We start from the raw sequence: 19,637 nt of genomic DNA, 5'->3' as shown, positions 1-19,637 counted from the left end.
GCCCGCCGCCCGGATCGGCCTCCCGGATCCGACGTCCGGGTTCGGAGACCACCAGCGCTTAGTCGACCCCCCGCCATTCGCGTGGCATGCACACGCTCACCTGCTACGCGTGCGGCGAGTCGGTCGCGTACCCGGCGGATCCCGCGTCGCCGTCGGAACTGCCCGGGCCGCGGTGTGACTGCGGCGAGCCGCGGTGGTTCGAACCGGACCCGGGGACGCTCGCGGACCTCTCGTGGCCGGCCGACCTCGACGACCGGATGTGGGCGTTCGCGGACCTCCTCCCGATCGAGTCCCCCGCGACCGGGATGGGCACCGCCCCCGGCGGCACCCCGCTCGTCCGGACGCCGACGCTCGACGACTACGCGGGGACGGGCGTCTGGGTGAAAGACGAGGGGCGGAACCCGACCGGGTCGTTCAAGGACCGCGGCAGCGCGGTCGGCGTCGCGCTCGCGGCCGCGTCGGGCGCGGAAACGGTCGGGACGGTCTCCCACGGCAACATGGCGATGTCGACGGCGGCGGTCGCGGCCGCGTCGGGGCTCGACTGCGTCGTCTGTGTCCCGTCGAACATCCCCGAGGAGCGGCTCCACAACATCGCTCGGTTCGGCCCCCGGATCCTTCGCGTGGAGGGCGACTACGGCCGGCTCTACCACGAGGCGCTGGCGGCGGGGGCCGAGCGCGGCGTCCCGTTCGTCAACTCCGACACGCCGGCCCGCGTCGCCGGCCAGAAGACGACCGTCCTCGAGGCGGTCGCGGCGTTCCGCGCCCGGACGGACGGCGACCTCCCCGACGCGGTCGTCCTTCCCGTCTCCTCGGGCGGACACGCCTCCGGCGCGTACAAGGGGCTCCGCGAGCTCCGCGACGCGGGGCTGATCCCGGAGGCCGACCTCCCCCGGCTGTACCTCGTGCAGGCGGCGGCGTGCGCCCCGATCGTCCGCGCGTACGACCGCGGGCTCGACCGCGTCGAGCGGGTCGAGCGCGGCGAGACCGTCGCGTACTCGATCGCGAACCCCGACCCGCCGAGCGGCTCCCGCGCGCTCTACGGGGCCCGCGCGACCGGCGGCGGCTGCGTCGCGGTCGACGACGACGCGATCCGCGACGCGCGCCGTCGCCTCTCGGACGCCGCCGGACTCACCGTCGAGGCGTCATCGGCGACGTCGCTCGCGGCGGTCCGGAGCCTCGTCGCCGACGGCGAGCTCGACCCCGACGACGACGTCGTCTGCGTCGCCACGGGGTCGGGGTTCAAGGAGTCGATCGACGACGCGCCCGACCTCGGCGTCGAGACGACGGCGCTCGCGGACCTCGGCGAGGCCCTCTGACACCCTCCCCGGCGTAAACGGCGGGACTCTCTCCTTGAATTAGGTCGCGTCCCCCCCAGCCAACCCGGTACACCGGTCCCTTCGGTCACCCTCGCCGACCGCGCGGAAACGTTTGAGAGTGGATATGTTTCACGGAATACCTAAGTCGTCCACTCCCGTGGTGGCCAAGCATGGATCGTCCCAGCGGAGCGAGCCCCTCCGGCGCGTCGGTGTTCGCGTTCCTCGGCAACGACGTGCGCCTCGCCATCCTCGACTCGCTGTACGAGCGGACCGTCGAGGCCGGGCCGATGACCGACGAGGCGTCCTACTCCACGATCCGCGAGGACGTCGGCGTCGACGACAGCGGCCGGTTCAACTATCACCTCGACAAGCTCGTCGGGCGGTTCGTCACGAGACACGGCGACGGATACCGGCTCCTCGAGTCGGGCCGGACCGTCGTCAGGATCCGCCGCACCGGGATCCTGTCGTCGAAGCCCGACGTCGAGCCCCGATCGGTCGACGCGGCCTGTTACCGCTGTGGATCGGGGGTCGTCGTCGGCTACGGCCACGGTCACCTCCTCACGCGCTGTCCCGACTGTCCCGGGCTGCTGGCCCACGACATGGTCCCCGAGGGAACCCTCTCGGCGCTTTCGTACCCGCCTTCCGGAATCGAGTCGACGGATCTCGAGACCGCCTTCCACCGGGCGCACCGCCGCGGCAACCACCAGGTGTGTATGATGAGCGAAGGGTTCTGTCCCTGCTGTGCCGGCGACGTGACGGTCACGATCGATCCGTGTCTGGACCACGACCACGCCGGCGAAGGGGTGTGTAACGAGTGTCGGCTCTCACATCCCGGCTTCGTCGGCCTCTCCTGTGACGTCTGCGGGCTGCTCCGAATGACGCACCCGCTTTATGCCACCGCCTGCCGGGAGCCGGTCGCCGGGATCCTCGCCGCCCGCGACGTGGAGCCCGGCTGGGAGCGGTTCGCCGAGCTGATGCGGTGGCCCGTGACGGTCGCGGAGGGCGAGATCGCCTTCGACGCGCCCGACGGGAGCCGGATCCTCGTCACCGACGGGCTCGAAGTCGTCCGCGACGGGCCGCCGGCCTGAACGGCCACCGCCTCGCCTTCGCGCGAACGGGGTCCTCGGTCCGCCGCGCTCGGACTACCTGACCTTCGTTCCGGGCCCGGCGTCGGCGTACGTCGTGAGGAGGTCCGCCTCGTCGCCGGCCGCGAGCACCATCCCGTTCGACTCGACGCCGAACAGCTCCGCTTTCTCCATGTTCGCGAGCACCACGACCTTCGTGCCGGGAAGGTCGTCGGCGTCGTGGAGCCGCTTGAGCCCCGCGACGATCGTCCGGGTCTCCGCGCCGAGGTCGACCCGGAGCTCCAGGAGGTCGTCCGCGCCGTCGATACCCTCCGCGGTCTCGATCCGACCCACGCGGATGTCGAGCTCTTGGAACTGGTCGAAACTGATGCGGTCGTCGCTGAGGGGTTCGATGTCGGTCATGTCGTCGGCGGTGTCGTCGTCGGTGGTGTCGTCGTCGGTGGTGTCGTCGTCGCTTTCGCCGTCCGCTCCGGGCTCGTCGTCCGCCTCCGCGGCGGCGACGCGGTCTTCGAGCTTCGCGTTCAGCTCCTCGACGCGGTCGTCTTCGACCTGCTCGAACAGCTCGTCCGGCTCCGCGAGGTCGCCTGCGGGCTCCGCGCGCGCCGCCTCGACGGTGACGTCGTGGACCGACCCCGCTTCACCGAGCTGGTCCCACAGTCGCTCGCATTTCTCGGGGGCGATCGGTTCGAAGAGGACGGCGATCGCCTTCGCGATCGCCACGCAGTCGTGGATCACCCGGGCGGCCTCGTCGGGGTCCTCGTCGACGAGCTTCCACGGCTCGTTGCGCTGGATGTACTCGTTGCCGTATCGTGCGAGGTCCGTCACGGCGTCGCCGACCGCGCGGATGGAGTAGTCGTTCACGGCGGCCTCGAAGTCGGCGATTGCCTCGTCGATCCGGGCCGCGACCTCGTCGCTCGTCGCGTCGGCGATCGGGGCGTCGTCGTAGTTCCGGTGGGCGAACAGCAGCGACCGGTAGAGGAAGTTGCCGACGGTCCCCACGAGCTCGGTGTTGACGCGGTCGCGGAACTTCTCCCACGAGAAGTCGACGTCCTGCTGGAACCCGCCGTTGGTCGCGAGGTAGTAGCGCAACGGGTCGGGGTGGAACCCCTCGTCGAGGTACTCGTCGGCCCACACCGCGCGGTCGCGGCTGGTCGAGAACCCCTTCCCGCCGAGGGTGACGAAGCCGGACGCCATCACCGCACGCGGCTCCGTGTGCCCCGTCGCCTCCAACATCGCCGGCCAGAACACCGTGTGGTGTTGGATGATGTCGCGACCGATGACGTGGACGATCTCGCCCCCATCGGGGTGGTCCTCGGTCGTCCCCGCCGCGCCGGCCTTCCACGCCGCTTCCCAGTCGAAGACGTCCGCACCGACGCGTTCCGTGTACTGTTTCGTCGAGGAAACGTACTCGATCGGGGCGTCGACCCAGACGTAGAGGACGAGGTCCTGCGGGTTCTCGCCGGGATAGTCGATCCCCCAGTCCATGTCGCGGGTGATACACCAGTCCTGTAACCCCTGTTCGATCCACTCTCGCGGCTGGTTCCGGGCGTTGGAGGTCCCCTCGAGCCGGTCGAGGAACCCGGAGAGGTAGTCGGCAAACGCCGAGACCTCGAAGAACTTGTGGGTGCGCTCGCGGTACTCCGCGGGGTTGCCGCTGATCGTCGAGACGGGGTCCTCCACCTCGCCGGGCTCGAGGTGTCGCTGACAGCCCTCGTCACACTCGTCGCCGCGGGCGTGTGCGCCGCAGTACGGGCAGGTGCCCTCGACGTAGCGGTCCGGGAGGAACTGGTCGTCGACGGGGTCGTACGCGACCATGATCTCCTTTTCGTACACGTGGCCGCCCGCCTCGAGATCGCGGACCAGATCCTGGGTGACCGCCGTGTTCGTCTCGTCGTGCGTGTGGCCGTAGTTGTCGAACGCGACGTTGAACTCCGGGAACGTCGCCGCGTACTGCTCGTGCCAGTCGAGCGCGAACGCCTCGGGCGAGACGCCCGCCTGCTCGGCGTTGACCGCGACGGGCGTCCCGTGCATGTCGGAGCCGGAGACGAACGCGGTCTCCTGGCCGAGTCGTTCGAGCGAGCGGGCGAAGACGTCGCCGCCGACGTACGTCCGGAGGTGACCGATGTGGAGGTCGCCGTTCGCGTACGGCAGTCCACAGGTCACCACCGCCGGGTCCTCCGTGGGGAAGTCGTCGTGGCTCATGTAGTGTGCGTGTACCGAGTGTCGTGGATACGGGCCAAAAGCGCGCTGGTTCCGCCCCGCCGGATCGACCGGGTCGTGTCGCGCGGGCGACGAACCGATGCGACCGTCAACCGATGCGACCGTCAACCACCGATCGTGGTCGGGAGGGAGGTCAGGGCTCCATCGGTCGTTCGACGCGGCTGGTGAATCGCTCCGGATCGAGCCGGTAGAACTCGAACTCCACCTCGCTCGTCGGCTCGCCGAAGACATCCACGATCGGTATCGGGGACAGTCGTTCCAGCCCCTCGATCGCCTCCCGGGATACGGTGTCGTCCGTCGTGGAGACCAGTCGACCGCTCGCAGTCACGCTTTTCCAGCGGTCGCCGTCCTCCCGGTAGACGACGAACGTCACCGCTCTGTCGGCGAGGTTCCCCTTCTCACGGTCCGGACCGGCAGCGAGACGGAAGTACAGGACCTCCTCGATCGGGTCGTAGCCGTACGAGACCGGGACGGCGTGCGGAGGGTCGTCCCCCGCCGTCGACAGGGCGATGACTCCCGTCCCCGACCCGTCGAGGAACTCGTCGCGCTCGTCGTCGGTCATGCGGACCGCGTCGTGCTCTCCCATACCTCATCGTAGTCGACCGTGGTAATATATGTCTGGCACGGGTGGGGAACGGTCGGCGTACGCGGATTCCATTCGGAGGCGAAGGCTCCGAGCCACTCGCCAGCCGGATCTGGCTGTCGATCGGCTTTATATCGCCCAAACGGCCGCTGAAACGGTCGCTTTCGGTCATGGGTCGTTTTGAAATCCACCGTCTCGCCGTTCGGTCGGCGTCCGAACACCGTCCTCGGCCCCCGCCCAGACGATTTAAGTAACGGTCGGCCCCCGTCCAGACCGCTTAAGTAACGGTCGGCCCCCGTCCAGACCGCTTAAGTAACGGTCGGCCGTCATCCCGACCGTCTACCCGCATGCAGTGGCAGTCATCCCCGTACGTCCTGTTCTTACTTCTCGGCGCGGTGACGACGTTCGCGTGGGCGCTGTACGGGGTCCGCTCGGCCCGGAGGGGTCGCCGCACGCCGACGGTGCTCGCGTTCGTCGCCCTCTCCCTCTCGGTGTCGATCTGGTCGGCGCTGTACGCGGTCCAGCTCGCCGCCCCGACGCTCGAAGCCAAGCTGATCGCGTACAAGCTGCTCCACGTCGGGGGCGTCGTCGCCCCGCCGGCCTGGCTCGCGTTCGCGGTGAGCTACTCCGGCCGCTCCGACCTCCTCACCCCGGCGGCGATCGGCGGACTCGCGGCGATCCCGGCGGCCCTCCTCCTCACGCTCCCGACGAACCCGTACTCGCTGGCGCTGACTCACGCGTCGCTCGAGACGCACGGGTCCCTCACCGTGCTCGTCACCGTCAACGGGCCGATATATCTGCTTCACCTCGCGTTCTCGTACGTCGTGATCATCGTCGGGGCGTGGCTCGTCCTCTCGCAGGCGGTCCGGTCGGGACCGCGGGTCCGCCGACAGGCCGCCCTCGTCGCCGTCGGCGCGCTGTTACCGCTCGCGGTGAACGTGTTCCACGTGCTGTCGATACCGCCGCTCGACGGGTCGGTCGGGGTGAACCTGACCCCGCTGTCGCTTTCGGTCTCGGCGGTGCTGTTCGGGGTCGCGGTGTTCCGGTACCAGCTGTTGGACCTGTCGCCGATCGCCTCGAAGGTCGTTCTCTCGCAGATGAGCGACGGCGTCGTCGTCACCGACGACGGCGGCACGGTGCTCGACGTGAACCCCGCCGCCGAGGCCCTGCTCGGCGACCGCGAGCGCGTGCTCGGCACGGACGTCTCGACGCACCTCCCCGGCGACGACCGGGTCGTCGGGGACGGGGGCGTCCTCACGATCACCACCGGGACGGGTGACGAGCGGGCGATCCAGCCGACGCGGTCGCCGCTGACGTCGGGCGGGGTCCGGTACGGGTGGGTCGTGCTCCTCCACGACGTCACGACGATCGAGTCACAGCGCCGGGAGCTCGAGCGCCAGAACGAGCGGCTGGACGCGTTCACCAAGGCGGTGTCACACGACCTCCGGAACCCGCTCGCGGTCATCGACGGCTACGCGGACCTCGCGAGCGAGACGGGCGATCCGGACCACTTCGAGGTGATCCGGGACACCGTCGCGCGCACGACGGACTTCCTCGAGGACCTGCTGCAGCTCTCCCAGCGGGGCGAGACCGTGACGAGCCCCCGTCCCGTGTCGCTTTCGGCGGTCGTCGCGGAGGTCGCGGGAGCGGTGGCGGACGACGACCTCACGGTCGAGGTCGACGGCGACGGAGTTGACGGGGACCTCGTGGTCCTCGCCGACGAGCGGCGGCTCAGACAGGTCCTCGACAACCTGCTCCGCAACGCGCGTGACCACGCGGACGGCGCGGTGTCGGTGACGGTCGGCCCGCTCCCGGACGGTTTCTTCCTCGAGGACGACGGTCCCGGGATCCCCCGCGGGAAGCGCGCGGAGGTGTTCGAAATCGGTTTCACGACCCGGCAGGAGGGGACGGGGTTCGGCCTGGCTATCGTTCGCGACCTCGTCGAGGCGCACGGCTGGTCGATCGACGTCGTCGAGGGGGCGTCCGGCGGGGCCCGGTTCGAGGTCACGGGCGTCGACCGCCCCGACGACGCCTAGATCGGTTCTCGGACGCCTAGATCGGTTTACGAACGCCTAGATCAGTTCACGAACGATCGCCGCCGCCTCCGGCGCGGTCGGCGCGAGGACGTACACGATCGGCTCGACGCCGACCGCGCCGGTCTGGTAGAGCACGAGCGTGTCGGCCGGCTCCGTGCCCGCGAGCGCGTCGGCGACGGCCTCCCCGGTCGGGCGCTCCGCGTCGAACTCGACGGTCGGGTACGACTCGGCGAGCGCGGCGACGGCCGCGGAAGCGTACCGGACGTTGATCGCGGCCCGGGCGGTCGTCCCCGCCTCGCGGGCCGCGAGCAGGAGCGTGGCGACGTGCTCGCTCACGCCGAACTCGGGCTCGCCCGGCACCATCGCGCGCCCCTTGACGTCGACGAGCCGTCCGGGGACGCCCGCGACGTCGTCGATCGTCCGCGCGCCGTCGACGCACTCGACCACGTTGGTCCCGACGTTCGGGATGAGCCCGGCGAAGCCGGAGGCGTTGGTCAGCGCGCGGAGCCCCCGGCGGACGGACGCGATCACGCGCTCGCGCTCGCGGAGCCCGCTGTCGGGGTCGTGGACGGTGAAGTCGACGTCGGCGTCGGCGAGCGCTGGCATCGCCTCCTCGTGCAGCTCGGCGAGGAGGTCGCCCTCCTCCAGTTGACGGATCAGCACCTCGATCTCGACGAGCGCCGCGACCGGCCCCAAGTCGCCGGTGGCGAGCCCCTCGCCCACGCGCTCGACGAGCGCCTGGACGCGCTCGTCGGCGGCGACCCGCTCGTGGCGGGCGACGTCGCCGTGGGCGTACTTCGAGACGGCCGACTGCGAGACGCCGAGCGCGTCGGCGACCTCGCGCTGTGTCAACCCGCGCCCGCGGAGGTCCTCGGCGAGCATCGCCCGGACCGTCGGGAGGAACTCGTCGGCGACGACCTCCTCGATGAACCGCATCAGGAGTCCCCGCCGTCGTCCGCGAACTCGGGGTCGGCCCCGATCCGGGACGCCTGCGGCCCGTCCTGGTCCTGGTACTTCGACCCGCGCTCCGAGCCGTACGGCCGGTCGGCGGGCGAGCGCAGCTCCGTGAACGTGAGCTGGGAGATGCGCATCCCGGGCGAGAGCGCCACGGGCGCGGTGCCGAGGTTCGACAGCTCGAGCGTGATCTGTCCGTGGTAGCCGGGGTCACAGAGCCCCGCGGTGGCGTGGACGACGATCGCCAGCCGGCCGAGCGAGGACCGCCCCTCGACGTGTGCGACGAGGTCGTCAGGGATCTCGACGCGCTCGGTCGTCGTCCCCAGCACGAAGTCGCCGGGGTGGAGGATGAACTCGTCGCCCTCGGTGACGGTCGTCTCCGTGACGTAGTCGCCGACCTCGTCCGCCTCGGTGGGGTGGATACAGGGGATGTTCGTCCGCTGGAACTCCAGGAACCGCTCGCCGAGCCGGAGGTCGACGCTGGCGGGCTGGACCTGCTGGTCGACGTCGGCGAGCGGCTCGATCACGAGGTCGCCCGTCTCGAGACGGGCGAGGATGTCGGCGTCCGACAGTATCATGCCGAGAAACGGGGCGGGCGTCCTCTAAAGGCTCCCGAATCCCCGGCGCTCGACGACGGCCGGTTTCGCGGGTCGTGAGCGGACCGGACTTCGCGGGTCGTGAGCGGACCGGACTTCGCGGATCGCGGACGGACCGGGATCAGCATCCTTCGAGGCGGAGCCTCCGGCCTCAAGGAGCGAGGGCTTCCGACCAGTCGGAAGCACGAAGTGAGTAGGCTGGGGAGGAAGCCGACATGATGGGAAACAGACAACGAAGTTCCACCCATCTGACTCGCTATCCGATACACTTTTTTCGGGGGCCATCGTGTCAAAATCCCGTGATACCGTCGCACATGTCGTCAGTATCACGGGCCGCAGTAGCCCGGCCCCGAATGGTGGGGACGCCGACCCCGAAGGTCGTTCGGTACGGGCGAGGAACGACCTTCCTCCCCGGCGACAACAGAAGGCGAGTCCCACATCAAAGCCCCACCCTCAACGAGCGAACCCGTCAGGGTGAGCGAAGTAGGGTGGGGTCGGTTACAGCGCGGTCGACGCCAACAGGAGGCCCCCGAACACCCCGGCGAGGACGCCCGCGGTCAGCCGGTCGAGGTCGTGCGTCGCTTCCAACCCTCCGACGACGACGAACCACTGGATCGCGACGGTGGCCACGGACGCGGCGAACAGCGGCCCGCTCGCGCCGCCGATCGCGGCCGTCACGTCCGCGGCGATCGTCTCGAATCCCCCACCCCCGACGTCGGCGGTCGCGAGGGCGTACCCGATCACCGCGAGCCCGATGCCCACCCGAAGCAGTTCGGGGACGATCGCCCACGCCGCGACCACGAGCGAGTCGGCGAACGAGCCGTTCCCGCCCGCGATACGCGCACCGCCGTGGAGGACGCCCGCGAAGACGCCCCACCAGACCACAACCCCGATCAGCCCGTAATGGAAGAGGCCCGCCGCGGCGTCGCGGAGCTCCGCACCGACGTCGACGTCGATCCGGTCCGGCCGGTCACAGCCGGCCGTGACCGGGCTCTCTTCGCCGTGTACTTCCGACTCGCACACCCACTCGGGCGGCTGGTCGGGGTTGTCGACGGTGACCGTCTCGTCGATCGTGGCGTCGAACACGAGCCCGAGTCCGACGATCCCGAGCGCGGTCCCGACGGCGACGCCGCCGACGAGGAGGACCGCGACCCCGACCGAGACGGCGTCGCGTCCGCGGAAGTGGTCGCGAGAGCGATCGAGGGCTGCGCTGACGACGGCGACGAGGGCGGCGAGCGGGGAGGGCACGGCCGGACGGTCTTCGGCGACCGACAAAGGCGTTTCCCAGTCCCGGGGCCGGTAGCGACCGCAGGCTTCTCTGAGCCCTGCCGCCCTCGGCGACGGTACCCTCTCGCTTCCCTCGGTACGGTCGTCATTACAATGGGTTCGGTCGACACCGGATCGGGTATGGCCGAGAAACCAGCGGACGACCCGACGGACGCCGTCGAGGGGCCCAGTGTGACGACCGACGATCGGGGCGAATCCACGACCGGCGACTCGCCGTCGATCGCCCGGCGGGCCGTCCTCTCCGCCGCGGGAGCCGCGGGCGTCGGGCTCGCCGGGATCGGGGCGTTCGCCGGGAGCGCCGCCGCGTGGGACCGGTTCGACGTCGACTTCAGGGGGTGCTCGTCCGTGTGGATCGTCGTCGACCGGGAAGACCTCGACTGGGAGAGCTACGCCCACCGAGAGGGCCCGCTCATCGCGAAGGTCGTCTACGAGAACGGCGACGGCGAGGCCGCCTGCGAGACCGTCGAGTTCACCCGGGACACGACGACGGCGATCCCCGGACAGTACGGTGACTCCCCCGTGTTGCGATACGACGGCGACGGCAAGATCCTGGCGGTCATCCAGTACAACCACTGGGACGTCGCCCGGTGTTTCGTCGAGAACGACAACCGGTGTGCTCACACGCCGAACGTCGCGGACTGGCGGGACGCCGACTGCTCTCAGGAGCTCTTGGAGAACGACCCCGACCGGTTCAACCGCCCCTGTTCGGAACGCGGGTTCTGACCGGTCGCGGCTCTCGTTCCCGACCGGTTCCGGTCGAGAGAACAGAGCTATACCGGCGGCGGCGGTTGAGCCGGTATGAAACAGGTCATCGTCGCCCGCCGCGACCTCGGGATGGGCGAGGGGAAACTCGCCGCGCAGGTCGCTCACGCGTCGCTGTCGGCGTATCAGGACGCGAGCCGACGCGCCCGCAAGAAGTGGCAAGGGGAGGGCCAAAAGAAGGTCGTCCTCGGCGGCGACTCCGAGAGCCAGCTGTTCGCGCTGGCGGACAAAGCCGAGACGGAGGGGCTCCCGTACGCGATCATCCGGGACGCCGGTCACACGGAGCTCGAGCCGGGGACGGTCACGACGCTGGCCGTCGGCCCCGCCCGCGACGACTCGGTCGACCGCGTGACCGGCGACCTCCCCCTCTACTGAATGGTCGACGACGACACCCCGGCCGGCGAACGCGGGTGGATCCGCCGCGAGGCGCATCCGATAGAGCGCGCGGTCGGGATCGACGGCTACGTCAGCGCCGCCGACGGCATCGGCGGGCGGCTCCGCGAGTCGCCCGCCGACTTCCGTGTGACCGAGCTGGAGGCGTTCGGCGCCGAGCCGGTCGACGCCGACCCGGGGAGTTACCCCGACCTCGTCGTCCGCGTCACCCTCCGCGACTGGGACACGAACGACTTCGCGCGCCGGATCTCGGACGCGCTCTCGATCAGCCGTGAGCGGGTCTCCTGGGCCGGGACGAAGGACAAACGCGCCGTCACGACCCAGCTGTTCACCCTCCGCGGGGTCGATCCGGCGGACCTCCCCGATATCCGGGGCGTCGAGATCGAGGTCGTCGGGCGCGCCGGTCGCGGGCTCACCTTCGGCGACCTCGCGGGCAACGCCTTCGAGATCCGTGTCGCCGACACCGTGGAGGACGCGGCGGCGCGCGTCGCCGACGTGACGCGGGACCTCCGCGCGTTCGCCGGCGGGGGCGACGCGGACGACGCGAGGAACGCGGACGAGGCAGACGGCGCGAGGGACGCGGGCGACGCGGGCGACGCGGACGCCGCCGCCGACGGCCCGATCGCCGTCCCGAACTACTTCGGCCAGCAGCGCTTCGGGAGCCGGCGGCCGGTGACTCACCTGGTCGGGCTCGCCGTCGTCCGCGGCGACTGGCGCGAGGCGGTCCGGCTGTACGCCGGCAACCCCTCCCCGACCGAGCCGGACGACACCCGGGCGGCCCGCTCGCGGGTCGACGCGGCGTTCGGCGTCGGATCGGTTGATGGCGAGGGTCCGGGTGACGTGGACGACTCGGACGAGGGCCCGGGCGACGGGGACGGCTCGGCCGATGGCGACGAGGATGGCTCGGACGGGGGCCCGGGCGACGGCGACTGGGCGGCCTGTCTCGCGGCGCTGCCCCGCAAGCTCCGGTTCGAGCGCGGGATGGTCCACCGGCTCGACGAACGCGGCGTCGACCCGGCCGCACCCGCGGACGACGACGACTGGCGGCACGCGCTGGAGGCGGTCCCGTCGAACCTCCAGCGGCTGTTCGTCAACGCCGCCCAGTCGGTGCTTTTCAACCGGATCCTGAGCGAGCGGCTCCGCCGGGGGATCCCGTTCGACCGCCCCGTCCCCGGCGACGTGGCGTGTTTCGCGGACCGCGACGCCCCTGACGTCCTCTACGCGCCCGACCCCGACCGGATCCAGCGGGTGACCGCGGATCGGGTCGACGTGATGGCGCGCCACTGCGGTCGCGGCCGGGCGTTCGTCACCGCGCCGCTCGTGGGAACGGAGACGACGCTCGGCGACGACGAGCCCGGCGCGATCGAGCGCGCGGTCCTCGACGACGCCGGGATCGAGCCGGCCGACTTCGACCTCCCCGGCGAGTTCGGCTCGACCGGGACGCGGCGGGCGATCCTCCTCCGGACCGACCTCGACGTCGCGTTCGCGGACGGCGACCCCACCTTCGGCTTCGCGCTCCCCAGCGGGTCGTACGCGACGGTCCTCCTGCGGGAGTTCCTCAAGAGCGGCCCGCTGGACCTGTGAGGCCGTGACCGGTCGGGGTCGATCCGTGGCCGAATGGGAGGGGTTAATGCACGGCGCGGAATACGCCGACTCGATCGACGACATGACCCGACCGAAAGGACAGATAAGTGACGGATCGCGCACCACGACCTTCGATGAGTAACCGACACGGCATCGACCCGGACGCGGAGTCGAAACGGATCCTCGGCTACTCGCGCTGGTGGCAGATCGTCGCCGCCGCGGCCATGATGGCGCTGGTGAGCCCGTACCAGTACGTCTGGTCGTCGCTGGAGGGGCCCCTCGCGGTGGAGCTCGACACGTCGCTGTCGGCGTTGGGGTTCGTGTTCACGGCGTACGTCGTGATCATGGCGCTCGTGCAGTTCCCCGCCGGCTGGTGGCGGGACCGGTACGGGCCGCGGGCGGTGACGCTCGTCGCGGGCGTCCTCGCCGGGGGTGGCTACGTCGGGTTGGCGTTCGCGACCGAACTCTGGCACGTGTACGCGGTGTACGCCGTCGGCGCGGTCGGCGTCGGCATGGTGTACACCGTGGCGGTCAACACCGCGGTGAAGTGGTTCCCCGACAAGCGCGGGCTCACGACGGGGATCGGCACGATGGCGTTCGCGGCCGGGAGCGCCGCGTTCGTCCCCTTCATCCGATACATGATCGCCGACGGCGCGTTCGCGACCGGGCTCTGGAGCATGGGCGCGCTCATCGGCGTCGGGATCGTCGTCGGCACCGTCGTCCTCAAGGACCCTCCGCACGGCTGGGACCGCGGGGCCGCTCGGGACTCGTCGGGGGGCGAAACCGACGGTGCGAGCGGTGACGGCGACGACGGTGACGACACGAACGGTGACGGCGACGCGAACGGCGACCCCGGCGTCGACCCCACGGTCGGTCGGGTGCAGTACACGTGGCGGGAGATGGTCCGGACGTGGCAGTTCTGGGCGATGTACTTCATGTTCTTCGCGGTCAGCGCCGCCGGGCTGATGATCACGGCGCGGGCGATCCTCTATGCGGAAGACTCCGGGCTGACCGCCGGGATGGCGACGCTGGCGGCGACGATCCTGCCGCTCGGCTCCGCCGGCGGGCGGCTCGTTCTCGGGGCGCTCTCGGACCGTCTCGACCGCGAGCGGATCACGGCGGTGTCGTTCCTCGCCTGCGGGGTCGGGACGATCGCCGTCGTCGGCTTCGCCGAGCTCGGCAGCGGCGTCGGCTACGTGGTCGCGGTCGCGATCGCCGTCTTCTTCTGGAGCTCGCAGTTCTCGCTGTTCCCGAGCCTCGTCGCGGACTACTACGGCAGCAAACACTCCTCGGCCAACTACTCGCTGGTCTACTCGGGCAAGATGTGGGGCGGCGTCTTCGGCGGCGGCGTCGTCGGCTGGCTCATCGGCGTCATCGGCTGGGACGCGGCGTTCCTCCTCGGCGGCGGGCTCGCGGTGGCCGCCGGCCTCGTCGGGTTCCTGCTCCGCTCGCCGGAGTGAGGGCTGCGGCCCGGGCGAGCGATCGCGGTTGCGATCCACGCTCGTGGATCGCCACTCCGTCGCGATCGCAAAACACGACACGTCCCTGCGCTTCGTTTCGAGCGGTTTTTGTGCGGTACCCGCCAATCGCGGGCATGACTCGGATCGTCGTCGTGGACCTCCACGGCCAGTTCACTCACCTCGAACAGCGCGCGCTCCGCGACATGGGCGTCGACACGGAGATCGTCGCGGCCGACGCGGCCGCCGACGGGATCGACGCGGACGGGATCGTCCTCTCGGGCGGCCCCGACATGGACCGCATTGGCAACGCGCCCGACTACCTCGACCTCGACGCCCCCGTCCTCGGGATCTGTCTCGGGATGCAGGTCATTGCCGCCGAGCGCGGCGGCCGCGTCGACGCCGGCGACTACGGCGGCTACGCCGACGTCGACGTCGAGATCGTCGACGACGAGGACCCGCTCGTCGGCTCGCTCGCGCCCGAGACGCGGGTCTGGGCCTCCCACGCCGACGAGGTGAAAGCGCTCCCCGACGGCTTCGTCCGCACCGCGACCTCCGACGTCTGTGGCATCGAGGCCATGTCGAACGTCGAGGAGGGGCTCTACGGCGTCCAGTGGCACCCCGAGGTCGCCCACACCGAGCGCGGCGAGGAGGTCTTCGAGAACTTCGTCGCGATCTGCGAGTCGAACTGACGGCGGTCGCGCCGCACGCTCCCGCGCTCCGCTCTGCACACCCCGTGCCGCACGCCCCCGTGATGTCTTTTAAGTAATGCCGGACGACACCTGACACCGGACGACGCTCCTCCGAAACGGATTATAAACCGAAGAGTGGGCGGTTCTGCGTCCGTATCAACTCGACCACGGCGGTCCGAAATTACTTATAAATAGACCTGTTGAAATCCTTAGTAGCTGATATAATCTGATCCGGTTTCGGTTAGTATAGGCGAACGATATACCGTAGGAGGTTATAACATAACATACTTAGTAAATAAACAATTACGAGTAGGTATTAGAATGAGTTCTGGATATCCTTCTAATTGGGACGAACTACGCAAAAAGGTTTATAAAAGGGACAACTATACCTGCAAAGAATGTGGGGTACAAGGTGGGTCAAATGGAAATGCTGAGTTACATGCTCATCATGTTGTCCCTCGGAGCGAAGGTGGGAGTGATAAAATTTCTAATTTAACGACATTATGTAGCTCTTGTCATAGTGAGATTCATGGCCGACCTCTTGGTAATTCTAGCAACATATCTAAACCAATAGATCCGACGGTAACAATTGAGCTCCAGCTTGACGTTATGAATGCAGATGAGGACATCACACACAACCCAGCCGGTTTACTAACGAGTCGATTAGCGATCCTGCTTATCATACCATCACTATTGGTAGTGTATATCACATCCAATTTTCTAACTTTAATCATCCCCCTGTTTATCATAATTGTTGGATTTGATTACTATCAGTCGAAATATAAACTTGTCAAGGAAAATTTGGATGAGTTAGAACAAGTCGTAGAAAACTACCAATCGAAAAAACGTGAAATAAATAGAGAGATTAAAAGCTCCGAAGGTGTTCAACCTGAAACTCTTGAGGAATTAAAATCTCTCCGCGAGGAAATCCGGTCTCTAGTATCTGATGAAAATATAAAATTTATCTCCGATAAATTCCGAAGTTTATTTACAATGACTGGAAGCGATATAGATCGTATTGAGGAGGGTAAAACATCTTGGAAAGTCTAATTTTTTGGCACTAACGCGGTGAAAAGTAGAGTTTATGTGCTCATGATCTAAGTTAGACGCCTCTATATGTCAATATTCGCATTATTTGTAGAAAATAGGCAGCCATTGACCATCTCGCGCCCGGCTAGTATGACGTCCAACCAGTGAACGAAAATCAACGAGTATTTAGAAAAGGTATTTTGAGGCGCGAAACGAGAGTATCGGCAATAAATACTTACTTGCCGTGTTATACGTTATTTGTCGTAGATTGACTTGTCACCTCTCTTAATTCGCGCCATGTATCTTACATAACGTTCAGAACATTCACACTAATTGGTAGGTATGTCGGCGGCCAACTCGCACCTTTCAGTGATCAGCTGTTCCACACGAGAATATGTCCGAAGGACGTGATTTCAACGGAGGCACTTATAAACCGATCGGCCGTGACGGAACCGTCCGAGCCGAGGCTCGCACTCAGCCGGCTACCGCTGGGACCGCCGCCCGGGCGTCCACGACCCGTCGAACTCGCGGTGCGTGAACGGCGTCGCGTCCTCGCCGGCGTACGTCGCGACGAGGTGGCCGTCGCCCTCCAGGTAGTACTTGTACGTGGTCAGCCCCTCCAGCCCGACGGGACCGCGGGCGTGGATCTTCCCCGTCGAGATGCCGACCTCGGCCCCGAGCCCGTAGCGGTAGCCGTCCGCGAACCGCGTCGAGGCGTTATGGAAGACGCTGGCGGCGTCGACGCCGGTCATGAACGTCTCGGCGGTCGACGCGTCCTCGGTGAGGACCGACTCGGTGTGTTTCGACCCGTTCGCGTTGACGTGTTCGATCGCCGCGTACACGTCGTCGACGACCTTGATCGACAGCTCGAGGTCGCCGTACTCCGCCGTCCAGTCCGCGGGCGTCGCCGCCCCCACGTCGACGATCTCTCGGGTCCGTTCGTCGCCGCGGAGCTCGACGCCGGCCGCCTCGTACCGCTCGACGATCTCGGGGAGGAACGCCTCCGCGACCGCGTCGTGAACGAGCAGCGTCTCGACGGCGTTACACACCGCCGGGTACTGCACCTTCGCGTCGAACGCGACGTCCGCGGCCATCGAGAGGTCGGCGTCGCGGTCGACGTAGACGTGACAGACCCCTTCCGTGTGGCCCAGGACGGGGATCTGCGTGTTGTCCTGGATGTACGAGACGAACTCCGAGGAGCCTCGCGGCATCACCAGGTCGACGTGGTCGTCGAGCTCCAACAGCCGGTCGACCTCCTCGTGGGCCTCGATCAGCTGCGCCCAACCGTCCGGGATCCCGGCGTCCGCGTCGGCCGCCCCGCCGTCCGCGTCGTTCGCCCCGCCGTCCACGTCCGCCTCGTCGGCGTCGCGCGCGGCGACGACCTCGGCGGCCGCCTCCCGGACGATACCGTAGAGGACCCGGTTGGACTCGCTCGCCTCGCTGCCGCCCTTGAGGATCACGGCGTTGCCGGACTTCAACGCGAGCGCCGCGATCTGCACCAGCGCGTCGGGCCGCGACTCGAAGACCGTCGCGACGACCCCGATCGGGACGGCGACCCGGTACAGCTCCAGCCCGTCGTCGAGCTCGCGGGCGGTCAGCGTCTCGCCGAGCGGATCGTCCTGCTCGGCGACCGATTCGACCATGCTCGCGATGCTCTCGACTTTCGTCCCGTCGAGCTTCAGCCGGTCGACGAGCGCCTCCGTGTACTCCCCGCGGGCGAGCGCCTCCTCCGCCGCCGCGACGTCCTCGGCGTTCGCCGCGAGGACCTCCGCCTCGCGCTCGCGGATGGCGTCGGCGATCGCTCGGAGCGCCGCGTTCCGCGTCTGCTCGTCGACGTTCGCGAGCCGCAACGCGGCGCGCTCGGCCGCCGTCACCTGCGCGTCGGTGTCGTGTGCTGTGTCACTCATTGTCGTGTTCCGTGCGGGCGTTCGACTCCGCGCTCATGGGAACGAACAGCGTCCCCGTCGGCTTCCCCGTTGCGATCCGTTCCAACACGTCGCGGGTTTCCGACCCGGCGATGATCGCCGGAATCCCGTGGTTGCTGGCGTCGTGGGCCCCCTCGACCTTGGTGAGGATGCCGCCGAAGGAGCCGGACGCCGTCTCGTCGATCCGGCCCCGGACCGCGTCGTAGTTGTCGCCGACCGCGCCGATCAGCTCGGCGTCGGGATCGCGTTTCGGGTTGCCCGTGTGGACGCCGTCGACGTCGGTGAGCGTCACCAACAGGTCGACGCCGAGGCCGATCGCGATCGACGCCGAAATCATGTCGTTGTCGCCGATCTGCAGCTCGTCGGTCGCGACCGCGTCGTTCTCGTTGACGATCGGGACGACCCCCCACTCCAGGAGGGTCTCGACCGTGTTCGTGAAGTTCCGGAAGCGCTCCGGCGTGTCGAGGTCCTGCCCGGTCAACAGGATCTGGGCGACGGTCTGGTCGTACCGGTCGAAACTCTGCGTGTAGTGGCGCATCAGGTGGCCCTGTCCGACCGTCGAGAGCGCCTGGCTGTGTTCGATCGGCTCGATCTCGCGGTCCTCGACCGGGCCGCCGTTCTCGGCGTCGATCCGGCCGATCCCGGCCCCGACGGCCCCCGAGGAGACCAACACGACGTCCTTGCCGCGCTCCCGGAGGTCCATGATGTCCGCGACGAGCTTGTCGAGTTTCACCCGGTCGAGCCGCGAGTCCTCGTCGGTCAGGGAGTTGGTGCCGGCCTTGACGACGACCCGCTTTGCGGTCGCCGCCTCGTCGAGCCCCGCCGCGACGGTCTCCGCGTCGACGCGGTCGATCGGGGCCGTCTCACTCATCCCGGAACGCCTCCGACAGCTCCGCGGAGCGGCGTTCGGCGGCCGTGACGGCGTCGGCGACCGCGTCGTCGGCGTCGCTTTCCCACAGCACCTCCATCCCCTCGATGGTGGTCCCGTTCGGCGAGCAGACGGCGTCGATGAGCTCGTCGACGCTCCGGTCGTCCCGCAGGACGGTCTCGGCGGCCCCCTTGAACGTCTGAGCCGCCAGCGTCTCCGCCTGATCGGGGTCGAGCCCGCCCTCGATCCCGGCCGTCTTCACGGCGTCGATGAGGTAGAACGCGAACGCCGGGCCGCTCCCGTTGACGGCGGTCGAGACGTCCATCAGCTCCTCGTCGACCTCGATGAACTCGCCGACGTCGTCGAGCAGCGCGCGCACCTCGTCGGTGAGCCCGTCAGCGGTCGCCGCCGCGGCCATGTTCCCCGTCTCCGCCGCGAGGTTGGGCATGATCCGGACGACCGTCGCGTCGGTCCGAGCGGCCACGAACGACCGCGGCACGCCGGCCGCCAGCGACACCAGCGTCTGGTCCGCCGAGAGGTCGAGGTCGGCCAGCACCGCCTCGACGATGCTCGGTTTCACCGCGAGCACGACGACGTCGGCCTCCGCGGCCGCCGCGACGTCGTCGGTCGTCTCCGCGGCGTCGTCCGCGACCGATTCGAGCGCCTCGGGGTCGAGGTCGATCGCCGTCACCCGGTGTTCGTCGGTCCGACCGAGCCCCTTGACCAAGGCACCGCCCATGTTCCCGCAGCCGATAACGCTCACCCGTGTCATCTCGTCCGTACGAAGCGTGTTGACGGATATACCAGCTACGGTCTCGGTTCGGGCCCGGAGCGGGGCCCGTTCGGGTTC

17 protein-coding genes are annotated in these 19,637 nt (G+C 68.5%); 9 read left to right on the top strand and 8 right to left on the bottom strand.

Annotated features, from left to right (window positions below; translation table 11 throughout):
- Positions 1-86 precede the first annotated feature (86 nt).
- Both GRS48_RS13490 and GRS48_RS13485 read left to right on the top strand, forming a co-directional pair.
- The gene (locus GRS48_RS13490) at positions 87-1,316 is read left to right on the top strand and encodes a threonine synthase (RefSeq protein WP_159487392.1); all 1,230 of its coding nucleotides are present in this window, start codon (positions 87-89) and stop codon (positions 1,314-1,316) included.
- A 170-nt stretch (positions 1,317-1,486) separates the two neighbouring features.
- A complete protein-coding gene (locus GRS48_RS13485) occupies positions 1,487-2,404 on the top strand; it encodes a hypothetical protein (RefSeq protein WP_159487390.1) in 918 nt (305 codons plus the stop codon).
- Between the two features lie 54 nt (positions 2,405-2,458).
- Here the strand turns inward: GRS48_RS13485 and metG are convergent, their stop codons facing one another.
- Positions 2,459-4,603 (bottom strand): methionine--tRNA ligase, encoded by a 2,145-nt coding sequence (gene metG / locus GRS48_RS13480; RefSeq protein ID WP_159487388.1) that lies wholly within the window; start codon positions 4,601-4,603, stop codon positions 2,459-2,461.
- Between the two features lie 151 nt (positions 4,604-4,754).
- Positions 4,755-5,207: a pyridoxamine 5'-phosphate oxidase family protein gene (locus GRS48_RS13475; RefSeq protein ID WP_159487377.1), complete on the bottom strand. Its 453-nt coding sequence runs from the start codon at positions 5,205-5,207 to the stop codon at positions 4,755-4,757.
- Between the two features lie 344 nt (positions 5,208-5,551).
- Here GRS48_RS13475 and GRS48_RS13470 point away from each other — a divergent pair, with 344 nt between their 5' ends.
- Entirely contained in the window at positions 5,552-7,240 is a 1,689-nt protein-coding gene (locus tag GRS48_RS13470) for a histidine kinase N-terminal 7TM domain-containing protein (RefSeq protein ID WP_159487375.1), read from the top strand.
- Positions 7,241-7,276: 36 nt separating this feature from the next.
- Here the strand turns inward: GRS48_RS13470 and GRS48_RS13465 are convergent, their stop codons facing one another.
- From GRS48_RS13465 to GRS48_RS13455, 3 genes are all read right to left on the bottom strand, one after another.
- A complete protein-coding gene (locus GRS48_RS13465; protein ID WP_159487373.1) occupies positions 7,277-8,176 on the bottom strand; it encodes a thiamine-phosphate synthase family protein in 900 nt (299 codons plus the stop codon).
- Entirely contained in the window at positions 8,176-8,772 is a 597-nt protein-coding gene (gene dcd / locus GRS48_RS13460; protein WP_159487371.1) for a dCTP deaminase, read from the bottom strand. Before dcd ends, GRS48_RS13465 begins: the two co-directional genes overlap by 1 nt.
- A gap of 516 nt (positions 8,773-9,288) precedes the next feature.
- Positions 9,289-10,038: a YIP1 family protein gene (locus tag GRS48_RS13455; RefSeq protein WP_321168458.1), complete on the bottom strand. Its 750-nt coding sequence runs from the start codon at positions 10,036-10,038 to the stop codon at positions 9,289-9,291.
- Between the two features lie 159 nt (positions 10,039-10,197).
- Between GRS48_RS13455 and GRS48_RS13450 the strand changes: the two genes are divergently transcribed.
- The 6 genes from GRS48_RS13450 (at position 10,198) to GRS48_RS13425 (ending at position 16,015) form a co-directional block, all read left to right on the top strand.
- Positions 10,198-10,800 (top strand): hypothetical protein, encoded by a 603-nt coding sequence (locus tag GRS48_RS13450; RefSeq protein WP_159487367.1) that lies wholly within the window; start codon positions 10,198-10,200, stop codon positions 10,798-10,800.
- Positions 10,801-10,875: 75 nt separating this feature from the next.
- On the top strand, positions 10,876-11,214 hold the full coding sequence (gene pth2 / locus GRS48_RS13445) for a peptidyl-tRNA hydrolase Pth2 (RefSeq protein WP_159487365.1): 339 nt from the start codon (positions 10,876-10,878) through the stop codon (positions 11,212-11,214).
- Positions 11,215-12,816 (top strand): tRNA pseudouridine(13) synthase TruD, encoded by a 1,602-nt coding sequence (gene truD, locus GRS48_RS13440; protein WP_159487363.1) that lies wholly within the window; start codon positions 11,215-11,217, stop codon positions 12,814-12,816.
- A gap of 134 nt (positions 12,817-12,950) precedes the next feature.
- Positions 12,951-14,276, top strand: coding sequence for an OFA family MFS transporter (locus GRS48_RS13435; protein ID WP_200840283.1), 1,326 nt, complete (start codon positions 12,951-12,953; stop codon positions 14,274-14,276).
- Between the two features lie 134 nt (positions 14,277-14,410).
- Complete coding sequence (locus GRS48_RS13430) at positions 14,411-14,965, top strand: GMP synthase subunit A (protein ID WP_159487361.1); 555 nt, start codon at positions 14,411-14,413, stop codon at positions 14,963-14,965.
- Positions 14,966-15,286: 321 nt separating this feature from the next.
- Positions 15,287-16,015 (top strand): HNH endonuclease, encoded by a 729-nt coding sequence (locus GRS48_RS13425; protein ID WP_159487359.1) that lies wholly within the window; start codon positions 15,287-15,289, stop codon positions 16,013-16,015.
- 461 nt (positions 16,016-16,476) lie between these two features.
- Here the strand turns inward: GRS48_RS13425 and GRS48_RS13420 are convergent, their stop codons facing one another.
- The 3 genes from GRS48_RS13420 to proC are packed head-to-tail and all read right to left on the bottom strand — an operon-like array spanning position 16,477 to position 19,559.
- Positions 16,477-17,901, bottom strand: a complete 1,425-nt coding sequence (locus GRS48_RS13420; RefSeq protein ID WP_159487357.1) for a glutamate-5-semialdehyde dehydrogenase — start codon at positions 17,899-17,901, stop codon at positions 16,477-16,479.
- Positions 17,894-18,790: a glutamate 5-kinase gene (proB, locus tag GRS48_RS13415; RefSeq protein ID WP_159487355.1), complete on the bottom strand. Its 897-nt coding sequence runs from the start codon at positions 18,788-18,790 to the stop codon at positions 17,894-17,896. The genes GRS48_RS13420 and proB overlap by 8 nt, the downstream gene beginning before the upstream one ends.
- On the bottom strand, positions 18,783-19,559 hold the full coding sequence (proC, locus tag GRS48_RS13410; RefSeq protein WP_159487353.1) for a pyrroline-5-carboxylate reductase: 777 nt from the start codon (positions 19,557-19,559) through the stop codon (positions 18,783-18,785). Before proC ends, proB begins: the two co-directional genes overlap by 8 nt.
- Positions 19,560-19,637: the final 78 nt, after the last annotated feature.

Origin of the sequence: Halorubrum sp. JWXQ-INN 858, from assembly GCF_009806985.1 — an archaeon.
Taxonomy (GTDB): domain Archaea; phylum Halobacteriota; class Halobacteria; order Halobacteriales; family Haloferacaceae; genus Halorubrum.
Note: the sequence above shows the minus strand (reverse complement) of the source record. Positions and strands in the feature narration are given on the sequence as shown.

What these genes read in the sequence shown, in the direction of transcription:
- GRS48_RS13490 (WP_159487392.1), top strand. Translation starts at nt 87, where the DNA reads ATGCACACGCTCACCTGCTACGCGTGCGGCGAGTCGGTCGCGTACCCG.
- GRS48_RS13475 (WP_159487377.1), bottom strand. Translation starts at nt 5,207, where the DNA reads ATGGGAGAGCACGACGCGGTCCGCATGACCGACGACGAGCGCGACGAG.
- proB (WP_159487355.1), bottom strand. Translation starts at nt 18,790, where the DNA reads ATGAGTGAGACGGCCCCGATCGACCGCGTCGACGCGGAGACCGTCGCG.
- GRS48_RS13420 (WP_159487357.1), bottom strand. Translation starts at nt 17,901, where the DNA reads ATGAGTGACACAGCACACGACACCGACGCGCAGGTGACGGCGGCCGAG.
- GRS48_RS13450 (WP_159487367.1), top strand. Translation starts at nt 10,198, where the DNA reads ATGGCCGAGAAACCAGCGGACGACCCGACGGACGCCGTCGAGGGGCCC.
- GRS48_RS13470 (WP_159487375.1), top strand. Translation starts at nt 5,552, where the DNA reads ATGCAGTGGCAGTCATCCCCGTACGTCCTGTTCTTACTTCTCGGCGCG.
- GRS48_RS13430 (WP_159487361.1), top strand. Translation starts at nt 14,411, where the DNA reads ATGACTCGGATCGTCGTCGTGGACCTCCACGGCCAGTTCACTCACCTC.
- pth2 (WP_159487365.1), top strand. Translation starts at nt 10,876, where the DNA reads ATGAAACAGGTCATCGTCGCCCGCCGCGACCTCGGGATGGGCGAGGGG.
- metG (WP_159487388.1), bottom strand. Translation starts at nt 4,603, where the DNA reads ATGAGCCACGACGACTTCCCCACGGAGGACCCGGCGGTGGTGACCTGT.
- truD (WP_159487363.1), top strand. Translation starts at nt 11,215, where the DNA reads ATGGTCGACGACGACACCCCGGCCGGCGAACGCGGGTGGATCCGCCGC.
- GRS48_RS13465 (WP_159487373.1), bottom strand. Translation starts at nt 8,176, where the DNA reads ATGCGGTTCATCGAGGAGGTCGTCGCCGACGAGTTCCTCCCGACGGTC.
- proC (WP_159487353.1), bottom strand. Translation starts at nt 19,559, where the DNA reads ATGACACGGGTGAGCGTTATCGGCTGCGGGAACATGGGCGGTGCCTTG.
- dcd (WP_159487371.1), bottom strand. Translation starts at nt 8,772, where the DNA reads ATGATACTGTCGGACGCCGACATCCTCGCCCGTCTCGAGACGGGCGAC.
- GRS48_RS13435 (WP_200840283.1), top strand. Translation starts at nt 12,951, where the DNA reads ATGAGTAACCGACACGGCATCGACCCGGACGCGGAGTCGAAACGGATC.
- GRS48_RS13485 (WP_159487390.1), top strand. Translation starts at nt 1,487, where the DNA reads ATGGATCGTCCCAGCGGAGCGAGCCCCTCCGGCGCGTCGGTGTTCGCG.
- GRS48_RS13425 (WP_159487359.1), top strand. Translation starts at nt 15,287, where the DNA reads ATGAGTTCTGGATATCCTTCTAATTGGGACGAACTACGCAAAAAGGTT.